Source organism: Bacillus sp. FDAARGOS_1420 (assembly GCF_019344915.1).
Classification (GTDB): Bacteria; Bacillota; Bacilli; order Bacillales; family Bacillaceae_G; genus Bacillus_A; species Bacillus_A mycoides.
This window is the reverse complement of sequence record NZ_JAHWJB010000001.1, coordinates 412416-427492: the sequence shown is the minus strand read 5'-3', so window position 1 is coordinate 427492 and position 15077 is coordinate 412416. Positions and strand designations below refer to the sequence as shown.

Sequence of the window (15077 nt, the reverse complement as noted above, 5' to 3'; positions counted from 1 at the left end):
GTGATACAAGTATGAAAGTATCAGTTGTTATTCCAGCGCATAATGAAGCAAGTACTTTATCTCAAGTTTTAGTAGAAGTAGAGAAGCTCGAACCATATGAAATTATCGTAGTAGATAATGGGTCAACAGATGGGACGAAAGAAATAGCATTACAACATCGTTGCCACGTGATTTATTATAAACATTCTCTTGGCAATGATGTTGGACGGGCAATTGGAGCTAGGGAAGTAAAAGGTGACATCGTATTATTTTTAGATGGTGATATTGTCATTGATAATGTAGAGCTACAACGTTTCGTGAAAGGAATTCAGCAGGGTCATCAAATCGTTGTGAATAATTTAACATGGTCTGTGTATTTAAAGATGAGACCACATTATACAACAGTTGGAAAATGTATGTTGAATCGTTATTTGAATAAAAAAGAGCTTGTTGTTGGTTCTTTAATCGCAATTCCACATGCGATGAGTAGGGAAGTTATTCAGAAGCTTGGGTGGTGGAACTTAGCAGATCCAGCACTATTTCAAGCGATGGCTATGTCTAGAGGAGTAGATATTGTCGATATGGCTTCGGTTGATGTAATTCATACAAATAAAGTTCGTCCTGTGCATACTGGTACATCACCTGGTTCTCCTTATCCGAAAGCGACTAGTCGCATTATGGGTGATCATTTACGTGCTTTGCAATACGTAATCGAAACATATGGTAAACGTGGCGGTTTTTCGGAGGGAAACAGGGATAGAGAGTTTATAGGGAAGTATAAGCTAGTTTTATTACAAAAGGAAAAAGCGAAATACAGTGCTATTATACCCGTATCAGAAGAAAAAATGACTATAAGATCTGTCATACAGGAAGTGAAAAAAGCAGGTGTAGATGAAATTATAGTTGTTGCGAATGGAGCAGATGCCGAGACAATTAAACAAGCAAAGCTAGAGAATGTTATTGTAGTTGAATTCGCGAAGGCACTTGGACATAATGTAGCACGAGCGATAGGGGCTATGCATGCTACGGCAGATATTTGTTTATTTGTTGATGGCGATTTTGTTATTCCGGCAAAAAAGCTAATTCCATTTTTGCATGCTATTGAAGACGGAAATGATGTGGCGTTAAATGATTTGCAATGTTTGTTAGATATGTTTCACCCGGCAGATCCAATTAGTATGGGCAAATATTTCGTGAATTTGGTAGCGAAACGACCAGATTTATGGAACAACTCATTGACGGCAGTGCCACATGCTATGCATAAAAAGGTAATAGAGAAAATTGGATATGATTCTCTTATCATTCCACCACTAGCTCAAATGAAAGCTATTTTAGAAGAATGTTCTATTACAGCAGTGGAATTCGTAGATGTTATAAAAACAAATCGAGTACGTCCAGAGCAACATGGGTTTGTAAATGGACGAATTCCTGCATTCGATCGTATTTTCGGTGATCAGCTTGAGGCGATTGCTTATTTATTACAACATACGAATGGGCGCGGGAGTTTTACAGACGGAGAAAGGGATAGAGATATAATACTACAATTGAGAAGGGAAGAAGAAAATATAGATGAATGCTAGTAGTAAAGTAACCATTATTGGATTAGGATATGTTGGCCTTCCTTTAGCGGTCCTTTTTGCAGAAAGAGGACATGCTGTACTTGGATTAGATAAAGATACTAGGAAGATAGAATCAATAATTAAAGGAGAAAGTTATATTCCTGATGTTTCTTCTAAAGTATTACAAGGCTTAATAAACGAAAGAAGATTAATAGTGAATACACCAGATAAAGGTGTTGCGGATTTTAAGCGTAGCGATTATGTTATTGTGACCGTGCCAACCCCAATTAATGAGCAGAAAGAACCAGATTTAAGTGCCCTCATTTCAGCCTCCCATTATATACAACAAAACCTTCAAAAAGGACAAACCTTCATTTTTGAAAGCTCCACATATCCAGGTACACTGGAGGAAGTTATCATTCCGATTATTTCTCAAACAGGTAAAAAGGTAGGAGAAGATTATTATATTGGCTATTCACCAGAGCGAATTGACCCAGCGAATAGCCAGTATTCAGTCGAAACAATTCCAAAAGTTATTAGTGGACAAACCGAGCAGTGTAAACAAAAAGTACAGGATTTGTATAGCACTATATTTGATGTAATCGTTCCAGTTAGCTCCCCAAAAGTAGCCGAGATGTGTAAGCTATTTGAAAATATTCAGCGCTTAGTTAATATTTCATTAGTAAATGAGCTAAATATACTTTGTGAAAGTTTGAATATTAATTTTTATGAGGCACTTGAAGCAGCATCTACAAAACCATTTGGATTTACTCCGTATTGGCCAGGACCAGGAATAGGGGGACATTGTATACCGGTAGACCCTTTATATTTTCAATGGAGAATAAAAAAGAATGGAGCAATTAGCCGATTAATTGAGGCGGCACATGTAATTAATGAAGAAATGCCAGAGAAAATAGTCCGGAAAGTAAAAGACATGGTGCAATCACCCGCAACGGTTTTAATAGTAGGGATTGCATATAAGAAAGACGTAAATGATTTGAGAGAATCACCGGCGTTGCCAATTATTCAATTATTAATAAAAGAAGGATACAAGATAGAATATCATGATCCGTATATTTCTACAGCGAAAATTGGAGATACACTATATCAATCTGTTCCATTAGATGAACAAAGAATTAAACAAGCAGATTGTATTTTAATTGTAACGGATCACTCTAGTATCGATTGGAATCTTTTTAAAGGGATTGAGCGATTAATAGATACACGTGGAATCGTAAAGAAGGTGAGTGTATGAGTGAAAAATGTTTGATTACAGGTGGAGCAGGATTTATTGGTTCGCATTTAGCTGAAGAGTTGGTGAAAAGAGGTTATGAAGTTACTATTGTGGATAACTTCTATAAAGGAAAAAATAAATATCATAATGAGTTAATGAAAGAGCTCCGGGTTATTCCAATAAGCGTTTTAGATAAAAATTCAATTTATGAATTAGTGAATCAACATGATGTGGTGTTTCATTTAGCGGCAATTTTGGGAGTCAAAACTACAATGGAAAAAAGTGTAGAGCTTATTGAAACAAATTTCGATGGAACGAGAAATATTTTACAAGCAGCGTTAAAAGGGAAGAAGAAAGTAGTATTTGCATCTACTTCTGAAGTATATGGAAAGGGAGAGCCACCATTCTCTGAAGAAGGAGATCGTTTATACGGTGCAACTTCCAAAATACGTTGGAGTTATGCAATTTGTAAAACGTTAGAGGAAACATTATGTTTAGGGTACGCATTAGAAGGTTTACCTGTAACGATTGTTCGGTATTTTAATATTTATGGTCCAAGAGCGAAAGATGGTCCGTACGCAGGAGTAATTCCACGATTTATTCGTGCGGCTTTGCAAGGTGACGATATTCTCGTGTATGGAGATGGAAAGCAGACACGCTGCTTTACGTATGTAAGTGATGCGGTCGAGGCAACAATTCGTGCAATGGATGAGAAGGTAAATGGTGAAATTATTAATATAGGTTCTGAGAATGAAAAAAATATAAGGGTAGTAGCGGAAGATATAAAAAAATTAACGAAGTCTATTTCCAAAATTGTGCACGTTCCATTTGAGGAAGTATATCCACATGGATTTGAAGAGATTCCAAATAGAAGACCAGACGTAACGAAATTAAGAGAACTTGTTCAGTTTCAAGCGAAAGTAACGTGGGAACAAGGATTGAAAGAAACTATTAAATGGTTTCGTGAAGAAAACAATGGCTAAGTCGTTATCAGTTATTATTCCCGTATGCAATGAAGTGGATACGATTTCAGATGTGGTTCAATCGGTAAAACCATTGAATCCAGTAGAGATTATTGTAGTAGCAAATGGTTGTAATGATGGTACAGAAGCGATTGCTGAGAGCTTAGGATGTACAGTAATCCAGCATAAAGAGTCACTTGGTAACGACGTTGGACGCGCAGTTGGTGCAAAACATGCGATAGGTGATGTATTACTGTTTGTAGATGGAGATTTTGCTATTCAAACTTCAAAATTACAATTATTCCTTAATCCGATTTTACATGATCAGGCGGACATCGTTTTAAATAATGTAGACGCATTATTTTTAAAGAAACAAAAACCGCACTCCGTGACAGTATGGCGCCAAATATTAAATGCAATGTTAGAGCGTGAAGAATTAAAAATTGATTCTTTATTATCTGTACCTCATGCGCTGACGAAGGAAGTTGTGCAAAGTATTGGATACGAATGTTTTGTTAATCCTATTGTGGCTCATCTACGCCTAGCACAAAGTAAATGGAGAATTAGTCGTCATTGTGCAATTGACGTTATTACGCCAAATAAATTTCGTCCATTCGAGCATGCTGCATATGGCACGGATCTTTCTCAATCTGAAAAACGAATGATAGGTGATCATATAGAAGCTGTAGCAGAGCGGATATTAGGCAGCGATGGGCGCGGAGGATATTATGATGGAAATAGGAAAAGAGAGAGTGTCTATCATACTCTAAATTTTGAAGATTTTTATCAAGGATGGGGCGTTACATCTAATTTGTATAAAGGAGAGCAATTATCGGTAATTATTCCTGTGCAAAATGAAGAGAAAACAATTGGAAACGTTATAGAAGAGCTTCGCAAAATTGAACCTTTTGAAATCATCGTTGTTGTAAATGGTTCGTCCGATAAAACGGCAACAATTGCAAAAGACAAGGGAGCAACAACAATTGTGTATAAAGAAGCACTTGGAAACGATGTGGGGCGTTCGCTTGGAACTTATTTTGCAAAAGGAGAAATTGTTTTATTTATAGACGGTGATTTTGTTATTCCAGCTAGTGAGCTATATCCCTTTGCAAAAGCTATTGCAGATGGAACGGATGTCGCATTAAATGATTTAAATCATTATTTAGATTTGAGAGTACCACTTCATCTTGTAACAGCATTTAAATATGCATTAAATTTAGCTTGTGATAGAAAAGATTTAGGAGTAGGCTCTCTTATTGCTGTACCTAATGCGTTTAGCCGTACATGTTTGCAAGCAATTGGGTATAGATCTTTACTGTCACCTTGCGTAGCGCAAGTGAAAGCTATTCTTTCAGGATTCGAAATCGCATGTGTAAGTCGTGTTGAGGTCGATAAGATGAACCGTATTCGTCCCAGTGAACATTTTGCAAAAATAGGTCATCCTCCAGCTGTCCTTCGAATTATAGGTGATCATATAGAAGGGTTAGAGCAATTAATTGTATTGGAAGGTAGTCGTGGTGGATTCTATGATGGGAATAGAAAAAGAGATGTTTTAGAGTAGTAACAAAAAAAGTGTACAACGTATGTACACTTTTTTGCTCTGTTATAAAAACTATAACAGATTAGGAGATAAGAGTATTACAGATCTACAATGGGTATCGTTCTTATATTACAAAATAGGACTCGTATATAAGAATACCAAAAAAATACAATTAAAGAAAGGGTTAATTCTAAAGAGTTTTATATGAAGTTAACACTATGTATGTAGTAGTTTGCTCAATATTTCACAAACATGTCACAACTATTTCGTTCACTTCCGAAAAAAAGTAGTATTCTAAGTGTGTAAGCTGTTATATAAAAAAACGTAGTCCTGTACTAATCAAAAATGGAGGAGATTAGGATGACTCAAGTATTAGAAAATGTAAAAAACGCGTGGGAAAACTTTAAAGGTGAAAAATGGAAAGCAGAGATTGATGTTCGCGATTTCATTTTAAATAATGTAAACGTTTACGAGGGAGAAGACTCTTTCTTAGCGGAAGCAACTGAAGAAACGAAAAAACTTTGGGATCAAGTAATGGATTTAACAACAAAGGAACGTGAAAACGGTGGCGTTCTTGATATGGATACAAAAATTGTTTCTTCTATTACATCACATGAGCCAGGATATTTAAATAAAGATATTGAAAAAGTGGTCGGTTTCCAAACTGATAAACCATTTAAACGTTCTTTACAACCATATGGTGGTATTCGTATGGCGGAACAAGCGTGTGAAGCGTATGGATATGAAATGGATAAAGAACTTAGCAGTATTTTCAGAGACTGGCGTAAAACTCATAATCAAGGTGTATTTGATGCATACACACCAGAAATGAAAGCGGCTCGTAAATCAGGTGTTATTACTGGTCTTCCAGATGCATATGGACGTGGACGTATTATCGGTGACTATCGCCGCGTAGCGCTATATGGTATAGATCATTTAATTGAAGCGAAAAAAGCTGATTATAATTTAACTGGTGGTGTAATGAGCGAAGATACAATGCGTTTACGCGAAGAATTATCTGAGCAAATGCGTGCACTTCAAGAGTTAAAACAGATGGCTGCTTCTCATGGATTCGATATTTCTAAGCCAGCTACAAATGCACAAGAGGCTTTCCAATGGTTATACTTTGCTTATCTTGCAGCAATTAAAGAGCAAAACGGGGCAGCAATGAGCCTTGGACGTACCTCTACATTCTTAGATGTTTACATTGAAAGAGATTTAGCAAATGGTACTTTAACAGAAGAAGCAGCACAAGAAATTGTGGATCACTTCATTATGAAATTACGTCTTGTGAAATTTGCAAGAACACCTGATTACAATGAACTATTCTCTGGAGATCCAACTTGGGTAACTGAATCTATCGGTGGTATGGCGTTAGATGGTCGTCCGTTAGTAACAAAAAACTCATTCCGTTTCTTGCATACATTAGATAATTTAGGACCAGCTCCAGAACCAAACTTAACAGTTCTTTGGTCTAAACAATTACCAGAGAACTTTAAAAACTACTGTGCGAAAATGTCTATTAAAACATCAGCAATTCAATACGAAAATGATGACATTATGCGTCCTGACTACGGTGATGACTACGGTATTGCTTGTTGTGTATCAGCAATGAGAATCGGTAAACAAATGCAGTTCTTCGGAGCACGTGCAAACTTAGCGAAAGCATTACTATATGCGGTTAACGGTGGTAAAGATGAAAAGTCAAAAGCACAAGTTGGTCCTGAATACGCACCAATTACTTCTGAAGTATTAGATTATGAAGAAGTTATGCGTAAATTCGATATGACAATGGAATGGTTAGCTGGTCTATACTTAAATACATTAAATGTAATTCACTATATGCACGATAAATATAGCTATGAACGTATTGAAATGGCACTTCATGATACAAATGTTCTTCGTACAATGGCAACAGGTATCGCTGGATTATCTGTAGTAGCAGATTCTTTAAGTGCAATTAAATATGCACAAGTAAAACCAATTCGTGATGAAAATGGTATTGCAGTTGATTTCGAAATTGAGGGAGATTTCCCTAAATACGGTAACAATGATGATCGTGTAGATGAAATTGCAGTAAATCTTGTGAAAACATTTATGAACAAGCTTCGCAAACATAAAACATACCGTAATTCTGTTCATACAATGTCAATCTTAACAATCACATCTAACGTTGTATACGGTAAGAAAACTGGTAACACTCCAGATGGACGTCGTACTGGAGAACCATTTGCACCGGGCGCAAACCCAATGCATGGCCGTGATACAAAAGGTGCATTAGCATCATTATTATCTGTAGCTAAATTACCATATGAAGATGCACAAGATGGTATTTCAAATACATTCTCTATTATTCCAAAAGCACTTGGTAAAGAAGATGATGTACAAGTACGCAACTTAGTATCTATGCTTGATGGATATGCAATAAAAGAAGGACACCACTTAAATATTAACGTATTTAACCGTGAAACATTAATGGATGCAATGGAGCATCCTGAAAAATATCCACAATTAACAATTCGTGTATCTGGTTACGCTGTTAACTTTATTAAATTAACTCGTGAACAACAAATTGATGTAATAAACCGTACAATGCATGAAAGCATGTAAGTGAAAAAAGTGTCCCTCCGCTTTTAATATATAGCGGAGGGAGGCTGTTTCAATAAAGGAGGAAGTAACATGGTAAAAGGAAGAATACATTCTGTAGAGTCTTGTGGTACTGTTGATGGCCCAGGGATTCGTTATGTCATATTTACACAAGGGTGTTTATTACGTTGTCAATATTGTCATAATGCTGATACATGGGAAATCGGTAAAGGTAAAGAAATAACAGTTGAAGAAGTGATGCAGGATGTGACATGTTACCTTCCATTTATTGAAGCTTCTGGAGGCGGTATAACAGTTAGCGGTGGAGAGCCACTATTACAGCTAGACTTCTTAACCCAGTTGTTTAAAAAGTGCAAAGAAGCTGGTATCCATACAACAATCGATTCTTCTGGCGGTTGTTATTCTGAAGAACCAGAATTCCAAAATAAGCTAGATATTTTAATGGAGTATACAGATTTAGTTTTATTGGATTTGAAGCATATTGATTCAAAGAAACATCGTAAATTAACAGGGAAACCAAATGAACACATTTTACAATTTGCTCGTTATTTATCGGATAGAAAGAAACCAATTTGGGTAAGACATGTATTGGTTCCCGGTGTTACCGATGGTTAAGAGGATTTGCAAAAATTATCAAACTTTATTCAAAGTCTATCTAATGTTAAGAAAGTGGAAGTGCTGCCATATCATAAGCTCGGTGTTTATAAATGGGAGGCACTTGGACATAAGTATCCACTTGCGGATGTGAATCCACCGACAGAAGAAAATGTTGAACATGCAAAACATATTTTACAAGCAGTCTAACCTAAACATTTGGTTAGGCTTTTTGTTTCTTCATAATAAAATCTAGAGTATATATTTAGAAAAGAGTATACTGAAAAGGGAATATCCATATTTTTGTAAAGAATAAGCGGAGAAATTTACATAATTGTAAAGGGAAATCAAAATAGTAAAAAGAATTAAGAAGTAAAAGAGTGAGTATTATGGAATATAGAACATTTGTAAGTTATTGCGAAAGCTCTTATAGGAAAGTATAATGTAAAGATATGAGCACAGATAGGATTAAGGGGTCAATCTTATATGCTTTGCATATCCACGACAGATACATAGCTAACAGGAAAGTATTAGAATCCGAGTATGTAGTTTTTAAGGAAAATGTTTTTCCTATTGTCGTATATGCAATATGGAGAAACAAAAAGCTAGGAGTGGATTTGTTTGATAAAAAACCCCAAGGTTTTAATATTAACTGCACATTACGGTAACGGTCATGTGCAAGTGGCAAAAACATTAGAACAAACATTTCGCCAAAAAGGAATCGAAGATGTAATTGTATGCGACTTGTTTGGAGAATCACATCCAGTTATAACCGATATTACAAAATATTTATATTTAAAAAGCTATACGGTAGGAAAAGAATTATATCGTTTGTTTTATTATGGTGTAGAGAAAATTTACGATAAAAAAATAGCATCTTGGTATGCGAATTTTGGGAGAAAGCGTTTGAAGACGCTATTACAGGTGGAGAAACCGGATATTGTTATTAATACCTTTCCAATCATCGCTGTACCAGAATTGAAAAAGCAAATAGGTATTTCTATTCCTGTTTATAACGTATTAACGGATTTTTGCGTGCATAAAATATGGATCCATCGAGAAGTAGATCGTTATTTTGTAGCAACCGATCATGTGAAAAAAGTGATGGTTGATATCGGTGTACCTGCAGAACAAATTGTTGAAACAGGGATTCCGATTCGTAGCAGTTTTGAGCTAAAGATAAATCCAGCAATTATATATAATAAATATCAGTTATGTAAGGATAAAAAGATGTTACTAATTGTAGCAGGTGCTCATGGTGTGCTAGGGAGTGTAAAAGAGCTATGCCAGTCATTTATGTCAGTACCAAACTTACAAGTAGTTGTCGTTTGTGGGAAAAACGAAGCTTTAAAGCAGGATTTAATGGAACTACAGGAACAAAGTTCTGATGCTTTAAAAGTATTTGGTTATGTTGAAAACATTGATGAATTGTTCCGTGTTACTTCTTGTATGATTACGAAGCCAGGTGGTATTACATTAAGCGAAGCAGCAGCATTACAAGTACCTGTCATTTTATATAAACCTGTCCCAGGACAAGAGAATGAAAATGCGTTGTATTTTGAAAAACAAGGGGCTGCAGTTGTAATTCGTGATGATAGTGAAGTTTTTGCAAAAACAGAGGCGTTATTACAAGATGATATGAAGCTTCTTCAGATGAAAGAAGCAATGAAAAGTATTTATCGTCCTGAGCCAGCTGGTCATATTGTGGATACAATTTTGGCAGAAAATCATGCAGAGCCGAATCATATACCTATTAAATCACCAGTTCTTGCCGAATCTTTTACTTAATATGAAACCCTCTTTTAAGCATTTAAAGAGGGTTTTTTTTATTGTTGTAAAAAAATAAACGTGAATTATTAACTTATCCCGCAAAAGCCCGATTGGTGAGGGCTAATAATCAGTGGGGATAAACAAAACTCCGACTGATTAAAGTTGTACTTTATCCACAAAGGATTGCGCTTCTATTAGACAGTAAAGTCGAAATATTAACAACTATATCCACATAGTCCACAATTTTTAGAAAATTATCCACAATTCTCACGTTTAGAATTCATTTAAATAAATGAATTCGTAAAATACTTTTGTAATTTATGCACAATTCTACGGTTTTTGTGGATAAGGTTGTCCACAAAAAAGGTTCCTTATAAATAAGGAACCTTTTTTGCTAATTCATTGGAAAATCTTATGTAATGAAACTGAATAATTAGGGGGGAAACCTTCTAATTATTCAGTTTCACTTTAAATACTTTTTGAGCGATAGCCCGCTGCACGATCTGCTTTTCGAAATTCTCGCTGATAGAGAACTTCTTGTGTACTAGATAATGTGTTTTTTGCTTTATCACGTTTCTTTTTATCCATTACAAATCACCTCGTGTCCTAAAGTCACTATCTATCGTTTCCAAAGACATGGGGTGATATACATATATGTCAAACTAGCAATGATTAATTATCATTTCTGAATTTTTAGATTACGCCTCTTTTAATTGGTGTGCTTCTTGGAATGTTGTATCGCGCATTGTTGCAAGTGTATACTGATCTTTTGGAATTTCATATAAATTATATACTTCTTCATGCGCGTTAATTTCATCATAAACGGCTTTTCTTGTTTCGTTTGCTAGATTTACATATTGTAGTTTTTCGGCAGCTTTAATAGACCGAATATTTATTTTACGAATACGCATAAAAATCGTTTCAATATCTAATTCATAGAAAAGTTCGCTAAAAAATGAATCTTTCGCCAATTTATTATATCCTTTACCATGATATGGTTTGCCAAGCCAAGTTCCGAGGAATCCAGCTTTTTCTTGCACATCAAATAAAGTAATTGTGCCGATGGGGTTACCCCATTCATCTAAAATTGTGCGTGAGATTAATTCTCCACGCTCTTCGGCTTCGATTGTTTGTTTCGTTAAAAATAAATATTCTTCATAAGAATAGGCCTTTTGACGCACAAAAGGGAAGACAGCAGGATCCACCATTAATTCGTATAGAACGTGGCTGTCGTGTAAGTCGCGTTTTTTCAACACACTAACTCCTCCTCACACGAGGGTAGCATGACGAAAAAGCACCCACCCTCGAAATTTTTATATCAATCTTTAAAAAATTTCGGGGTGGGAATCGAACCCACTAGAACCAGTTTCTAACGCTGGTGGCGCACCATTTGCCTTCCCCATTCATCAATTTGAAAATGATAATCACGACACAAATTGATTATGGTTTCATTCAGTTTATAATCGTATAATACTGTATCTAGTCAAAAAAATAAACTAGTTTTTTTTATTTTTTTTGTAAATTATTTTTCCGTCAATCATAGTGAGTACAGGCTTGGCTAAATAATGGAAAGGATGATGTGTCCATAACACGAGGTCAGCATCTTTTCCAACTTCAATGCTTCCAATTCTATCCTCCAAACGTAAATTTCGAGCTGGGAAAATAGTGATTCCTTCCAACGCTGTTTTCTCATCTAATCCTTCTCTTACTGCAATAGCAGCGCAAACATTTAAATATTGAATTGGTGTATAAGGGTGGTCGGTTGTAATAGAAACTTCTACTCCATTTTTCGATAAAATATGATAAGTATCCCACGTTTTGTTTTTTAATTCGATTTTCGAACGTCGTGTAAGAGTAGGTCCAACTGAAACTTTTAAATTGTGTTTCGAAAGCTCTTCAACAATAAAGTGTCCTTCTGTACAATGTTCAATACGTAAATCAAGATTGAATTCTGTCGCAAAGCGTAAAGCTGAAGTGATATCATCTGCGCGGTGAGCGTGGATACGTACCGGTATTTCTCGGCGGAGTGCTTTTAAAATAGGTAGCATTCGAAAATCAGCTTCATGCCCGTAGTGTTGTGCGTCGTAGAATGATTCACGAAGTAAACCCATAATTCCCATACGTGTTATTGATTCTTTTGTGCCGTTGCTATGGAACTTTTTAGGATTTTCTCCAAAGGCAATTTTTAAACCAGCAGGTTCCTGAATAATCATATGATCAATACAAGTTCCAGCAGTTTTTATTACACAAGTAGTACCGCCGATAATGTTTTGGCTTCCAGGCATCACGTGAACAGTCGTAACACCATTTTGTACAGCGTCTTGAAATGCAATATCAAAAGGATGGATCCCGTCTAAAGAACGGATATGTGGTGTTGAAACTTCGGATGTTTCATTTGCATCATTACCAGCCCAACCAGTACCTTCATCGTAGAGGCCAAGGTGAGTATGAACATCAATAAATCCAGGCAAGAGATGAAGAGCTCGTGCATCTATAACGGTCATATCCTGAGTAGTATCAATATGAGGTTTGACCGCGGCAATGCGTTCTCCTATAACGAGTACATCTCCTTGAAACTTTTGGGATGTAATAGGATATACAATGGCTTGTTTGAGCAATATTTTCATAGATACCTCATTTCTGTTACTTTACAAGGTTAATGGAATTTAAGGGAAAGTAACTGAAAGGTTATTTGTGTAATAATGCTCCGGATGCTAGAAAATGAAAGTTTTGAAAGGGGCCCCTGTAAAACTGTGTTTTAGAAGTACTATATTGTATGCGAAAGTATATTTTGTAATGCATGGTCTATTGCCGGAAATGTGTATTGATACCCATGTTCAATGGCTTTACTAGGTAATACATGTTGTCCTTCTAGTACGAGTATACTCATCTCACCTAATAAAGTGTGAAGCATAAATGAAGGGACAGGTAACCAATGAGGTTTTTTCATTATAGTTGCAATGGTTTCGCCAAATTCCTTCATTCTTATAGGTAGGGGAGCTGTAATGTTAAGAGGTCCATCAATTTCTTCTTTGTGTATGATGAAATCAATTAGGCGAACTACATCGTCTATATGAATCCATGATAACCATTGGTTTCCAGATCCGATTGTACCTCCGATATAGAATTGATAAGGGAGTAGCATTTTTGGAAGAGCTCCTCCGTCTGCGCCTAATACAACTCCAAGTCTTGCGTAGATTGTTCGTATTCCAAGAGAACGTGCTTTAGATGCTTCTTGTTCCCATGAATATACTGTATTTGCTAAAAAGTCACTTCCAGGAATCTCATGCTGTTCTGTAAATGACTCAGTTTCAGACGTTCCATAGTATCCAATAGCACTCGCGTTAATAAATGTATTTGGTTTTGTACCAAGTGTCTGCAATTGTTTAATGAGCCCTTTTGTTGTTTGAATTCGACTGTTTAAAATGGAGTCCTTTTGTTTCTTTGTCCATCTACTATTAATAGACTCTCCAGCTAGATTAATAACTACATCAATAGAAGAGAGGGGAAAGGTTTGTAAATCTGGTGTCCATTGTACATACCGAAGGTTAGGGTGGGAAGTTTCAGTAGTTTCGTTTCGAGTAAGAATGGAAACATTATATCCTTTTTGAATAAAAAAAGTAGAAAGGTATGTACCGATAAAGCCAGTACCACCAGAAATTGCGATTCTCACAATTATTTCCTCCTCATTATATATATTCTTGAAAAGCAAAAACGTTCCTTGACTATGGTGAACTACCCACCACTTAGTATCTCTTACGAGCTTACCCCGAAGTGGGGGCTTCTCGGTTCATCGCACACAACCTGAACATTACATTATTATCTACTTTCATTGTTATACCAAACTTTACCTCTTATAAGAATGATTATATCAGAGGCGAAATAAAGAAGAAAACCAAATTTCTGACTACGCCAAACCGAAATTCATCCCCCACCTACCGCTAGACTATCGTCTTTCACACGCCCCAGGAAGGAGACTTCTTTCGGATAATACGTTAAAATAATAGAGAGGTGAGAGTATGGCTGTCATTACAAAAATAGAAGTGCAAAAACGATCGAAAGAACGATTTAATATTTATATTGATAAAGGTCAAGGTGAAGAATACGGATTTAGTGTGGATCAAGTAATCTTAATGAAACATGGATTACAAAAAGGCTTAGAAATTGATGAAATGGTGTTAGGAAATATTTTATACAATGAAGAGGTACAAAAAGCATATTTACAAGCAATTTCCTATTTATCCTATCAAATGAGAACGAAACAAGAAATAGAAGATTTCTTACGAAAAAAAGAAGTGGGACAGGCCGTCATCTCTGAAGTCGTTTCGAAATTATTACATGATCGATATATTAATGATAAAGAGTACGCTGTTTTATATACGAGAACGCAAAGTAATGTGAATCGAAAGGGTCCAACTGTTATTAAAAGAGAGTTATTAAATAAAGGTGTTCAGGATCTAATTATTACGCATAGTTTACAAGAATATCCGAAGGAAAAGCAAATTGAGAATGCTTTAATTCTTATAGAAAAGAAGAAAAAATCTTATCAAAAGCATTCCTTTTTACAAATGAAGCTAAAGTTAGACGAAATGCTCGTTCGTAAAGGATATTCTAGAGATGTGATTCAAATTTGTTTGGAAGAATTGAAAGACGAAAAAGATGACGAACAGCAACAAGAAGCGTTACACTATCATGGGAATAAATATTATGAGAAATATAAGAAGTATGATGGTTGGACATTCGAAAATAAGGTGAAGCAAGCGTTATATCGAAAAGGATTCTCTATTGATGAGATAGATATATTTTTACAAATGAAACGTGAAGAGGGATGA

Annotated in this window: 11 protein-coding genes and 1 pseudogene; 8 read left to right on the top strand and 4 right to left on the bottom strand. The window is 35.8% G+C overall.

Annotation, left to right across the window (positions count from 1 at the left end; translation table 11 throughout):
* Window positions 1-11: 11 nt before the first annotated feature.
* From I6L50_RS02330 to I6L50_RS02300, 7 genes and pseudogenes are all read left to right on the top strand, one after another.
* Window positions 12-1559 (top strand): glycosyltransferase family 2 protein, encoded by a 1548-nt coding sequence (locus I6L50_RS02330; RefSeq protein WP_219300326.1) that lies wholly within the window; start codon window positions 12-14, stop codon window positions 1557-1559.
* A complete protein-coding gene (locus I6L50_RS02325) occupies window positions 1549-2793 on the top strand; it encodes a nucleotide sugar dehydrogenase (RefSeq protein WP_113937961.1) in 1245 nt (414 codons plus the stop codon). The genes I6L50_RS02330 and I6L50_RS02325 overlap by 11 nt, the downstream gene beginning before the upstream one ends.
* A complete protein-coding gene (locus tag I6L50_RS02320) occupies window positions 2790-3755 on the top strand; it encodes an NAD-dependent epimerase/dehydratase family protein (protein ID WP_002140285.1) in 966 nt (321 codons plus the stop codon). Before I6L50_RS02325 ends, I6L50_RS02320 begins: the two co-directional genes overlap by 4 nt.
* Window positions 3748-5295 carry a glycosyltransferase family 2 protein gene (locus I6L50_RS02315; RefSeq protein ID WP_219300324.1) on the top strand — a complete coding sequence of 516 codons (1548 nt, stop codon included), beginning with the start codon at window positions 3748-3750 and terminating at the stop codon, window positions 5293-5295. Before I6L50_RS02320 ends, I6L50_RS02315 begins: the two co-directional genes overlap by 8 nt.
* 339 nt (window positions 5296-5634) lie before the next feature.
* Window positions 5635-7884 (top strand): formate C-acetyltransferase, encoded by a 2250-nt coding sequence (pflB, locus tag I6L50_RS02310; protein WP_113937958.1) that lies wholly within the window; start codon window positions 5635-5637, stop codon window positions 7882-7884.
* 69 nt (window positions 7885-7953) lie between these two features.
* A pseudogene (gene pflA, locus I6L50_RS02305) lies at window positions 7954-8685 on the top strand (pyruvate formate-lyase-activating protein).
* Window positions 8686-9096: 411 nt separating this feature from the next.
* Window positions 9097-10263, top strand: coding sequence for a diglucosyl diacylglycerol synthase (locus tag I6L50_RS02300; RefSeq protein WP_002091130.1), 1167 nt, complete (start codon window positions 9097-9099; stop codon window positions 10261-10263).
* Window positions 10264-10713: 450 nt separating this feature from the next.
* On the opposite strand, the gene I6L50_RS02295 is transcribed toward I6L50_RS02300, so the two are convergent.
* From I6L50_RS02295 to I6L50_RS02280, 4 genes are all read right to left on the bottom strand, one after another.
* Window positions 10714-10833 (bottom strand): YfhE family protein, encoded by a 120-nt coding sequence (locus I6L50_RS02295; protein ID WP_000358484.1) that lies wholly within the window; start codon window positions 10831-10833, stop codon window positions 10714-10716.
* Between the two features lie 110 nt (window positions 10834-10943).
* Window positions 10944-11501 (bottom strand): GNAT family N-acetyltransferase, encoded by a 558-nt coding sequence (locus tag I6L50_RS02290; RefSeq protein WP_002091129.1) that lies wholly within the window; start codon window positions 11499-11501, stop codon window positions 10944-10946.
* A 240-nt stretch (window positions 11502-11741) separates the two neighbouring features.
* Entirely contained in the window at window positions 11742-12872 is a 1131-nt protein-coding gene (locus I6L50_RS02285) for an amidohydrolase (RefSeq protein ID WP_113937957.1), read from the bottom strand.
* A 140-nt stretch (window positions 12873-13012) separates the two neighbouring features.
* Window positions 13013-13918: a TIGR01777 family oxidoreductase gene (locus I6L50_RS02280; RefSeq protein WP_219300322.1), complete on the bottom strand. Its 906-nt coding sequence runs from the start codon at window positions 13916-13918 to the stop codon at window positions 13013-13015.
* A gap of 346 nt (window positions 13919-14264) precedes the next feature.
* On the opposite strand from I6L50_RS02280, the gene recX reads away from it, so the two are divergent.
* Complete coding sequence (recX, locus tag I6L50_RS02275) at window positions 14265-15077, top strand: recombination regulator RecX (RefSeq protein WP_219300320.1); 813 nt, start codon at window positions 14265-14267, stop codon at window positions 15075-15077.